We start from the raw sequence: 10,300 nt of genomic DNA on the forward strand, positions 1-10,300 counted from the left end.
CTTAAAAATACAAGGCACCGTAGCGTGACATTCCTCACAGTTTCAACTGTTCTAGTGAATCTTTTTCAAATCAACTCATACAGTTTCCAAAAAACCTTGAATTAGCAATCTAAAACTGTTTTTTTTCAAACTATTTTCATATGAATACAGAAATAAAGAAAGCCCGTCATATCAACGTTTGTCCACTTGTTAAAACATTCACATGAACGTAAAGGGAATCAGCCCTTCCTTTTGTTACACTATTCACATATGGAACTGATGATTAGCTCAATATTAAAGGAGTGGTATCTATGTTATTAGAAAAAACGAGTGCTTGGACGAACTTTACGTCTGGTGAATGGGTAAAGACGATCGATGTCGCAGACTTCATCCGACTCAATCGCACGGAATATACAGGAGATGATCACTTTTTAGTCGGTCCGACGCAAGCAACGGAACGTCTCTGGCAACAAATTCTACAGCTGACGAATGAAGAGCGACAACGTGGTGGTGTATATGCCGTCGATGCTAAAACACCATCAACGATCCTCTCGCATGATGCAGGGTATCTGAATCGCTCACTTGAAAAAATAGTCGGTTTACAGACAGACGAACCGTTTAAACGTTCGATTCATCCGAACGGTGGGATTCGGATGGTGAATGATGCCCTATCTGCGTATGGCTTTGAAGCAGACGAGACCGTCACGAAAACTTTCAGCGAGTACCGGAAGACACATAACCAAGGGGTTTTCGATGCCTATACCCCTGAGATGCGCGCTGCACGTAAAGCCGGTATTATCACCGGATTACCTGATGCTTATGGTCGCGGACGGATCATCGGTGACTATCGTCGTGTTGCTTTGTACGGAACGGCACGCTTGATCGAAGAACGTAAGAAGGATTTAAAGGCACGTGGCGGATTCTTATCTGAATCGATGATTCGCGACCGTGAAGAGATGAATGAACAGTTGCGCGCATTAACGGAATTGACCGAGCTTGGAGCTCGCTATGGTTTCGATCTCTCCCGCCCTGCAGAAACAGCACAAGAAGCATTCCAGTGGGTCTATCTTGCCTATCTTGCTGCCATCAAAGAGCAAAACGGGGCAGCCATGTCACTCGGTCGAGTCTCGACGTTCCTTGATATTTATGTCGAACGTGATCTTGCGGCTGGTCGCTTGACGGAAGAGACTGCACAAGAACTCGTCGATCATTTCGTCATGAAGCTTCGGATCGTTAAGTTCTTACGGACACCAGACTACAACGATCTGTTCTCAGGTGATCCGACGTGGGTAACGGAATCAATCGGTGGAATGAGTGAAGATGGACGATCAAACGTCACGAAAAGTTCATTCCGCTTCTTACACACACTCTCGACACTTGGTCCGGCACCGGAACCGAATCTAACCGTTCTCTGGTCTACTCAGCTTCCACGCGGATTCAAGGAATTCTGTGCGAAGATGTCGATCGTTTCAAGCTCGATTCAATATGAAAACGATGATTTGATGTTACCGGTTTATGGAGATGATTACGGCATCGCTTGTTGTGTCTCCGCGATGAAGATCGGGAAACAGATGCAGTTCTTCGGTGCGCGAGCAAACCTGGCAAAAGCATTACTTTATACGATCAATGGCGGAATGGACGAGAAGCTCAAAATTCAAGTCGCCCCAGCAAGTCCATTGATGCTTGATGAAGTACTCGATTACGAAACCGTCATGGCGGCTTATGATCGTCAACTCGATTGGCTCGCAGAACTGTACGTCAACACACTGAATGTCATCCACTACATGCATGATAAGTACAGCTACGAACGGATTGAAATGGCTTTACATGATCCGGAAATCTTACGGACGATGGCATGCGGTATCGCTGGTTTATCGGTCGTCGCTGACAGTCTATCCGCCATCCGTTACGCAACAGTTCGTCCAATCCGAGATGCGGATGGGATTGCAGTTGATTTCAAGATCGAAGGCGAGTTTCCGAAGTTCGGGAATAACGATGAACGGGTGGATCAGATGGCGGTCGATCTCGTCACACTGTTCATGGAGAAAATCCGTAAACATCCAACGTATCGCAATGCCCTTCCGACGCAGTCTGTCCTGACGATTACTTCAAACGTCGTCTATGGTAAAAAAACAGGAAATACGCCAGATGGACGCCGTGCGGGTGAACCATTCGCACCGGGTGCTAACCCGATGCATGGACGTGACACTAGAGGAGCTGTCGCCGCACTGACATCTGTCGGAAAATTACCATATGAACATGCGCTCGACGGGATTTCCTACACGTTCTCGATCGTTCCAAAAGCACTTGGTAAGGATGAAGCCACACGCATTCGCAATACAGTCGGATTACTTGACGGATATATGGGTGGTACGACTTCAAAAGGACACCATTTGAATGTCAACGTCTTTGACCGTGAGACGTTACTCGATGCCATGGAGCATCCAGAACAATATCCACAGTTAACGATTCGGGTATCCGGTTATGCCGTCAACTTCATTAAACTGACGCGTGAACAACAGATCGATGTCATCAATCGAACGTTCCACGGTTCTCTCTAAAATGATGTGTAGTATGTGAAAGGAAGTGAGCAGGATGACCTATGGTATGATCCATTCCGTTGAATCATGTGGAACAGTCGATGGTCCTGGCATTCGATTCATCGTCTTTACGCAAGGATGTCCACTACGATGTCAATACTGTCATAACGTGGATACATGGGAGTTCGGTTGCGGACGGCGTGTCTCAGCAGACGAAGTCGTAAAAGAAGCGATCAGCTATCGCTCCTTTTTCGAGGCCACGGGTGGCGGAATCACTTTCTCTGGAGGTGAACCGCTCGCTCAGCCAGAATTCTTGGAGGCTGCTTTAACAGAAGCAAAACGCCATGGATTGCATACGGTCATCGATACCGCGGGATCCGTCGTCCCGAAAAACATCGATGCGATTCTCGATGCGACGGATCTAGTACTACTCGATATCAAACATATCGACGATGCCGCTTGTCGCGTCTTGACTGGACGGAGTAACGCCAATACACTCGCCTTCGCAAAACGCCTAGCCGAGCGAAACATTCCCGTCTGGATTCGCCACGTCCTCGTTCCAGGTATTACGATGTCAGAACATTTCCTCCGCCAGACCGGCGAGTTCATCCGGACGCTCGGAAACGTCGAGCGCGTCGAAGTACTCCCGTATCATCAACTCGGTGTCTATAAGTGGGAAAACCTCGGTCTTGCATATCCATTAACTGATGTGCTTCCCCCTTCATCAGAAGAAACGGATACTGCGCAAACCTTACTTGAATCGTACTTGTGTTAACGTTTCCAGTTTGTTACAATGACGTCATAGACTATGAACAGGAGGTACAACACCGAAATGAAGCAATCACTCGTACACGTCGCTTGATGAATGAAATCATCTCTTTCGCAATGCAGTTGCGGATGTCTGACGCTACGAGTCTGCTCTTTTTCGGTGTGACCAACCTTTGGCCAGCACCTTCTTTGAGTTACACTCCGGCACACCATCCGCTCGCTTCGGATGGTGTGTTTTTCATTTCATCTTATCGGAAATGAACACTAAAGGAGTTGCTTTTATGCCTACTGAAACACTTACGATCCAACACCTATCGATGGACTACGACGAACGACGTCTTTTCTCGGACGTTTCTTTTCATATTCATACCGGTGAACATGTCGCCTTAATCGGTCCGAACGGCATCGGAAAAACGACACTGTTACACTTGATCGCTGACCAACTTCAGCCGACTGACGGTTCGATCAAGCGTCATTACAAAAAACTCGGTCTACTATCACAACACTTCGTAGCGGGCGATCACACCGTTCTTGATGTCGTCGAACGAGCGGATGCGGTTCGTTATCAACTTCGCGCTAATGCCATGAATGGTGACTTGACGATCTATCAACAAGCACTCGATCAGGACGCCTTCTCGCTTGAAGCAGATGCAACACGCGTCTTAAAAGAAGTCAAATTAGAGGAAGCACTCTGGACACACAAAGCATCCAGTTTAAGCGGTGGTGAACAGACGCGCCTCCAACTTGCCTGCCTGCTTCTGTCACGACCTGATTTCATCATTCTCGATGAACCTACGAATCATCTGGATCAAGAGACGCTCGAGTGGCTCACGGAATGGGTCAACATGTCATGGACCTCGATTCTCTATGTCTCACACGAACGATTCTTCATCGACGCAACAGCTGATGCCGTCATTGAATTATCTGAATCAGGGGCAACGCGATACAGCGGAAACTATCAGTCCTATAAAGAACAAAAGGAACATCAAGCTCTGTCGCAACAACGAGCGTACGAAAAACAAGAACGCACACGTAAAGAGCTGACACGCATGATTCAGGGTTATCGGCAATGGCATCAAAAAGCCTCGAATCAAGCGAGTGAACGGGATCCCTATGCGAAAAAGAAGGCTGCTAAACATGCGACAAAGGTCAAGGCAAAAGAGCAGCAACTCGAGCGTCTACTCGAGGATCGTGTACAAAAACCACAGGTTGCACCGACTGTTCACGTCGCATTCGAACATGAAGCGATTCGTGCGAAACGACTGATTTCGTTCGAACGTGTCTCTTTCATGCATGAGACGAAACCGATCCTAAACGACGTTTCGTTTACGGTAGAACGTGGTGACCGAATTGCTGTCATCGGACCGAATGGAAGCGGGAAAACGACCTTACTGCGTCTCATCGAGGGCGAATATGCTCCTCATCAAGGGAACGTAATCCGTCATCCTCGATTGAAGACCGGCTATTTTTCACAAGCCCTTTCCCACTTACCGACATCCGGTACGTTGTTAGAGGCATTACTTGAGTACGGCACGATGAGTGAAACGGACGCCCGGACGTTGCTCGCCTGTTTTTTATTCCGTCGCGATGATGTTTACCGGTCGATTTCCGACGCTAGTATGGGTGAGAAATGTCGGATCGCTTTCTTACGTCTGTATTTTTCTGGTGCTCACTTGCTTATTCTCGATGAACCAACGAACTATTTGGACCTTGCGACTCGTGAACAAATCGAAGCCGCCCTCGATGTTTTCCCTGGTGAACTCCTCTTCGTCTCTCACGATCGTTATTTTACCGATCGGCTGTCGAATCGGACGTTTGATTTAACGACTGGATTCAACGATCATCCGGTCGGAACGGTCACGGTACGAAACGCGCGCCGAAGTGACCCTGAAGCGATTCAATCCGACTTACATCGTCTTGATGCGTTGACGGGTAACGTGCCGTTCCATACAGAAACAAATGAATTCCTTTCAAAAGAATAACGAGAAAAAAGCATCTGCATAGAAAAAGAGACTCCTTTTTCCGTTGCAGATGCTTTTCATATTTCAGTCGTATTATCGCTTTTGATACTTCACTTTCGTATGCGCTTGAGCCTGCTTGTGGATTTTTTTCCACTTTTCTTTCTCCGCCGCCTGCAACGCCACATTTTGCTTGCGTTCCGCATAAGCGATTTCTCGTTTTAGCTTGACGAAGCTATTCCAGCGCTCAGCAGTTAGTGTGCCATCTTCTAAAGCTGTCCGAACGGCACAGCCCGGTTCCTTATCATGTTCACAGTCTCGGAAACGACAGTTTTCAGCAAGCTCCTCAATATCGGAAAACGTCGACGATAAACCGTCACTTCCATCCCATAAGGCCAATTCTCGCATCCCCGGTGTATCAACGAGCAATAGACCGCTCGATAGTCGTTTCAGTTCGCGATGTGTCGTCGTGTGACGTCCGCGTTCATCGTCTTCTCGTACGCCACCCGTCTCCATTAACTGTTCTCCAGCTAAAGCATTGACGAGCGTCGACTTCCCGACGCCAGACGACCCAACTAACACGATCGTCTGCTTGATTTGTAACTGTTCACGCAACTCCTCTAATCCGTCACCAGTTAAAGAATCAACAGCAAGGATTGGTGTTCCGAACGCGATCGCTTCGACAGCCTGCAGTTCCGTTTCAATCGACGGCATCAAACTTTTTTTCGTCAGGACGATGATTGGTGTCACCCCTGCATCCCAAGCAACCGTTAAATAACGTTCCAGTCGACGGACGTTGAAGTCATGTCCAAAAGCCATGACGAGCAAGGCAACGTCGACATTCGCGCAGATGATTTGTTCCTCGGTTTCCGTTCCTGCCGCTTTTCGGGAAAATTGAGAAGATCGTGGCAAGACACGTTCGATCCGTCCTTTGCCTGGCTCTCGCTCTGTTTGGATGATCCAGTCACCAACCGCTGGCAATTCAGCTTTCGTTCCCGATTGAAAACGCAATTTACCAGACAGTTCGCTCAGCGATTCTCCTGTTTCCGTCATGACGCGATAATGCGCTTGGTAGACGGCTATGATCCGTCCTAATCGTTCTGTTCCTGTCGCTTCGTAGACAGGTGGTATACCCCATTCGTTCAAATGGTTTCCTCCTCTGATTTAAGGGAGGGAAACCCCTCCCTGGTTTCCGACACACGTTACTTTTTTAGCGTTGATTGTTGCACTCATCAACATCACTCCTCTCGATTCGATTCCCTTATAGAGTATCACATGAATCATTGGTGCTGATAGCGCTTCCCTTAAAGTCAGACCTTCTCTCCGCCTTAAGCCCGAGAGCAAATACGGTCCAAAGAGTGTCGTAGGAATAAAAGGACTCCCGTATCATAAAGGTATCAACACAAGGGAGGCTTCCTCATGAAGCAATCGAAAGGAAAACAACTGGTGATGATTCTCGCCGGACTGGCATTACTTGCCGTCGTCATCGGAACATTACCGCATATGATCGGACTTGGCTTAGGGGCGTTACTCGCGTTCTATTCGATCAGTAAGTTCATGCAATCGAACAAATGGCCAGCAAAACTCGGCTTCGGATTCCTAGCAGCCATCGGAATCGGACTTGCCCTCTCGAACATCTGGGCAGTCATCGGAATCGCAGCAGCCATCGCATTGTACGTCGGTTACATGCGTATGAAACTACAGCGTGTCAATGTTCAAGATCTCTTTAACCGTCGCCGTACATCAACGACACATTTCGAAGCAGACTGGAAAGACTTAGACGAAAAACGTTTCTAATCAAAATGTGTGACCCGATATCATTCGCCACTTCCAAGGAGGAATTTTTTCATGAAAAACGTATTTGATCAACTTAACGATTTTGCGACACAAATGATGACAGAAGTCAAAAAAGCAGCCGAACAGGGTGAAGTACCTGCTAAAAAGCTCGTTCGTCATATTCGATCTACAGAAGCTGATTTAAAAGAGATTGATCGACTTCTCGAGCGTCAACGGACATTACTGCAAGAATTAACGCATAAACAAGAAGAAGCGAAGGATTTAGCAGATAAACGCTTCAAGCAAGTCGAAATCGCAAACAAAGCCGGTGAACAACAACTGGCTGAGCGCGCAGCCATCGAATCGAAGCATTATGGGGAGCAATACCGCTTCTTCGAAGAACTCGTCGCTGAGACGAAACGCGAGCTGAATGAATTGGAACGTGAAGCCCTCGAGTTGAAGTTGAAGCTCGAAGATCTACAAAACAAACGGTACGAATGGATGATGCGTGAAAACGTCTCGAGCTTAAAAAACAAGATGAACCAGGTGCTAGATCGCGAACCAAATGCTACTATAAAAGAAGAAGCACATCCGTTCACGGCAGAAGAGCCTGAAGCAAAACAACCAGCCGTTGATGAAGATGATATCGATGCGCGTATTGCTGAACTCGAACGCCGCATTCACCAATAAGCAGTCAATGATGAAGGAGGCGTATGCCTCCCTTTGTCATGTTAGAAAGGAGATTGATCGTGCGACGATTAAGTACGAAACAACTGGTCGGTTACGTATCGATCCTGTTCGCCCTCGGTCTGTTCTATGACCTATTGTCCGGTGCAGGAAATGTATTGTTTGGTGTCTTATTTCCGTTCCTGCTGTATTATGTCGGGATTCATTTCCGACGACGCAATCATGAAAAATTAGCAATCCTCTTCTACATCGTCGGTACGATCATTCTTGCTGGCGTCGTCCTTAGTTCGGCTGCCATCGGTTTTGTCATTGCTGGTATCTTGCTCTATCTTGGGATCATTCTCGTGACACGACATTCTGTCCGCGAATTTTTATTTTCACGGATTGCTCCGCATCAATACGAAGAGGAAGGGATCAAGATTCAACCCGCTTACTCCTTCTCGACTCAAGCCGATGCACCATACGTCTTACAGGATTTGAGTGAACAGTTCATCGTCAAGGATTTAGAAATCGATTTGACGCACGCTTACGTCCCGGAAGGTGAGACCTTGATCGTCGTCAGTGGTGTCGTCGGGGACGTCCGAATTCTTTTACCGTCCGGCTACGACTATACACTCGACACGTCAATCGGCTTCGGAAGCGTCAAGACGGACATCCGCCGGATTCCGACCTTCTTTAATCGACGCATTCAATTCCGGGCACCGGAATACGGTGAAGCGACGCGGAAGGTTCGCATTCATGTCATGCTCGGTATTGGCAACGTGGAGGTGTCTTCGATATGAAGCGTGATCAATTCCCGCTTGGTGTCATTGCCCTCCAAGTCATGACGGGCTTTTTGACGGCTGTCATGACAACGTTGTTATTCTTAAGTACACGACAAGTCGATTGGCATGTCCTATTCGTCCGTCAACAAGATTTCCCTGTCCTTCTACTCGTTATCGGACTCTCGTTATTACTACCGCTTGCCATCGGTAGCATGCATTACTTTTTCTTACGACGTGACTTCAAACGTGTCACGACTGCCATCATTGAACTCGAGCAAGGAAAAGATGTGACGATCGTTCCGGGTCCCTACTTTCATACGTTGACGCGCTTGTCGCGGATTGGAAAACGTATCGACGAACAAGTCGAGACCGTCCAAAAAATCAGTACACGTCCGCAACATGTTGAACAAGTAAGAGTTCAAGCCGTCACGGAAGAACGAAAACGACTCGCACGTGATTTACACGATTCCGTTTCGCAACAGCTCTATGCCATCTCGATGATGACGACAGCAGCTAAACAGACGATTCTGTCTCAACCTGAAGCTGCTGCCAAACAGATTGAGATGGTCGAGACGATGGCGCAAACGGCGCAATCTGAAATGCGCTCCCTCTTACTTCAGCTTCGCCCTGTCGAACTCGAAGGAATGACGTTACAACAAGGACTTTCGCAACTGCTCGAAGAATTATCTAGAAAGCAGTCCACACAATTGAGTTGGAAGTTAGAAGAGATGTCACTTCCACGACAAATCGAAAACGAGTTATTCCGGATCGTTCAAGAAGGATTGACGAATGCCTTACGTCACGCGAAAGCGTCTCATATGGATATCGAACTCCGACAATTCAACGAAACGATCATTTTAAGCATGAACGATGATGGTGTTGGATTCGTCGTTGATGAAAAAAAACTTGCCTCTTATGGCATTAATTCGATGCGGGAACGAACGGCTGAGATGGGCGGAACGATTCGTCTTGTCAGTGTTCCGGGACAAGGAACCCAAATCGAAGTCAAACTTAGAAAAGATCGGATGGTGCAAGCATGATACGCGTATTATTAGTAGATGATCACGAGATGGTCCGGGCCGGTGTGTCTGCTTTCCTCTCCACACAACCAGACATCGAGGTCGTCGCCGAAGCGTCGGATGGTCAAGCAGGAGCCTTGCTTGCGCTTGAACACCGACCGGATGTCATCTTGATGGATTTAGTGATGGAACCAGTCGATGGTGTCGAAGGAACACGACTGATCCGCAAAGACTGGCCGGAAGCAAAAATTCTCGTCGTGACGAGTTTTCTTGATGATGAGAAAGTTTATCCTGTCATTGAAGCCGGTGCGATGAGTTATGTCTTAAAAACGGCTAGCGCCTTTGACATCGCAGAAGCGATTCGCAAGACGGCAAACGGTCAATCTGTCATGGCAGCACAAGTGACCGGTAAAATGATGGAACGTCTTCGTCGTCCTACGACACACTTGCATGACGATTTGACGGAACGTGAGCAGGAAGTTCTTCAATTGATGGCTCGTGGTATGGCGAACCAAGAAATCGCAGACGAATTATTCATTTCCTTAAAAACCGTTAAGACACACGTCTCGAACATCTTATCGAAACTCGATGTCGTAGACCGTACACAAGCTGTCGTCTATGCCTTCAAGCATAATCTCGTCAAATAAGATTTAGCCCTTCATTACTTATTCCTTAAGCTCACGCAAATAAGGGGCTGACTCAAAAGTCAGTCTCTACAAAGATAAGGGAGGCAGATTGATGATCTGCCTCCCTTATCTCGTAATAAAAAGAATGACGCGTCACACGCAACTCTGATATGCTCCCCAAAA

At 47.5% G+C, this 10,300-nt stretch carries 9 protein-coding genes; 8 read left to right on the forward strand and 1 reads right to left on the reverse strand.

The genetic code is table 11. The annotated features are described in order from the left end of the window. Positions 1–290: 290 nt before the first annotated feature. The 3 genes from pflB to abc-f all read left to right on the forward strand — a co-directional run bounded on the left by pflB (position 291) and on the right by abc-f (position 5,269). Positions 291–2,540, forward strand: coding sequence for a formate C-acetyltransferase (pflB, locus tag B4C70_RS02005; RefSeq protein ID WP_290776719.1), 2,250 nt, complete (start codon positions 291–293; stop codon positions 2,538–2,540). A 34-nt stretch (positions 2,541–2,574) separates the two neighbouring features. Then, entirely contained in the window at positions 2,575–3,294 is a 720-nt protein-coding gene (gene pflA / locus B4C70_RS02010) for a pyruvate formate-lyase-activating protein (RefSeq protein WP_023467263.1), read from the forward strand. 274 nt (positions 3,295–3,568) lie between these two features. Next, positions 3,569–5,269, forward strand: a complete 1,701-nt coding sequence (gene abc-f / locus B4C70_RS02015; RefSeq protein ID WP_290776721.1) for a ribosomal protection-like ABC-F family protein — start codon at positions 3,569–3,571, stop codon at positions 5,267–5,269. Between the two features lie 72 nt (positions 5,270–5,341). Here abc-f and rsgA read toward each other — a convergent pair whose 3' ends face one another. Next, positions 5,342–6,391 carry a ribosome small subunit-dependent GTPase A gene (gene rsgA, locus B4C70_RS02020; protein ID WP_290776723.1) on the reverse strand — a complete coding sequence of 350 codons (1,050 nt, stop codon included), beginning with the start codon at positions 6,389–6,391 and terminating at the stop codon, positions 5,342–5,344. 273 nt (positions 6,392–6,664) lie between these two features. On the opposite strand from rsgA, the gene B4C70_RS02025 reads away from it, so the two are divergent. The 5 genes from B4C70_RS02025 to B4C70_RS02045 are packed head-to-tail and all read left to right on the forward strand — an operon-like array spanning position 6,665 to position 10,138. Then, positions 6,665–7,042 (forward strand): hypothetical protein, encoded by a 378-nt coding sequence (locus tag B4C70_RS02025; RefSeq protein WP_023467260.1) that lies wholly within the window; start codon positions 6,665–6,667, stop codon positions 7,040–7,042. A 51-nt stretch (positions 7,043–7,093) separates the two neighbouring features. Further along, a complete protein-coding gene (locus B4C70_RS02030) occupies positions 7,094–7,711 on the forward strand; it encodes a hypothetical protein (protein WP_290776726.1) in 618 nt (205 codons plus the stop codon). A 59-nt stretch (positions 7,712–7,770) separates the two neighbouring features. Next, positions 7,771–8,490: a cell wall-active antibiotics response protein LiaF gene (gene liaF / locus B4C70_RS02035; RefSeq protein WP_029340864.1), complete on the forward strand. Its 720-nt coding sequence runs from the start codon at positions 7,771–7,773 to the stop codon at positions 8,488–8,490. Next, the gene (locus B4C70_RS02040) at positions 8,487–9,512 is read left to right on the forward strand and encodes a sensor histidine kinase (protein WP_195865918.1); all 1,026 of its coding nucleotides are present in this window, start codon (positions 8,487–8,489) and stop codon (positions 9,510–9,512) included. Before liaF ends, B4C70_RS02040 begins: the two co-directional genes overlap by 4 nt. After that, positions 9,509–10,138: a response regulator gene (locus tag B4C70_RS02045; protein ID WP_023467256.1), complete on the forward strand. Its 630-nt coding sequence runs from the start codon at positions 9,509–9,511 to the stop codon at positions 10,136–10,138. The genes B4C70_RS02040 and B4C70_RS02045 overlap by 4 nt, the downstream gene beginning before the upstream one ends. Positions 10,139–10,300: the final 162 nt, after the last annotated feature.

It is taken from the genome of Exiguobacterium sp. UBA5002 (assembly GCF_002396765.1).
Taxonomy (GTDB): Bacteria; Bacillota; Bacilli; order Exiguobacteriales; family Exiguobacteriaceae; genus Exiguobacterium_A.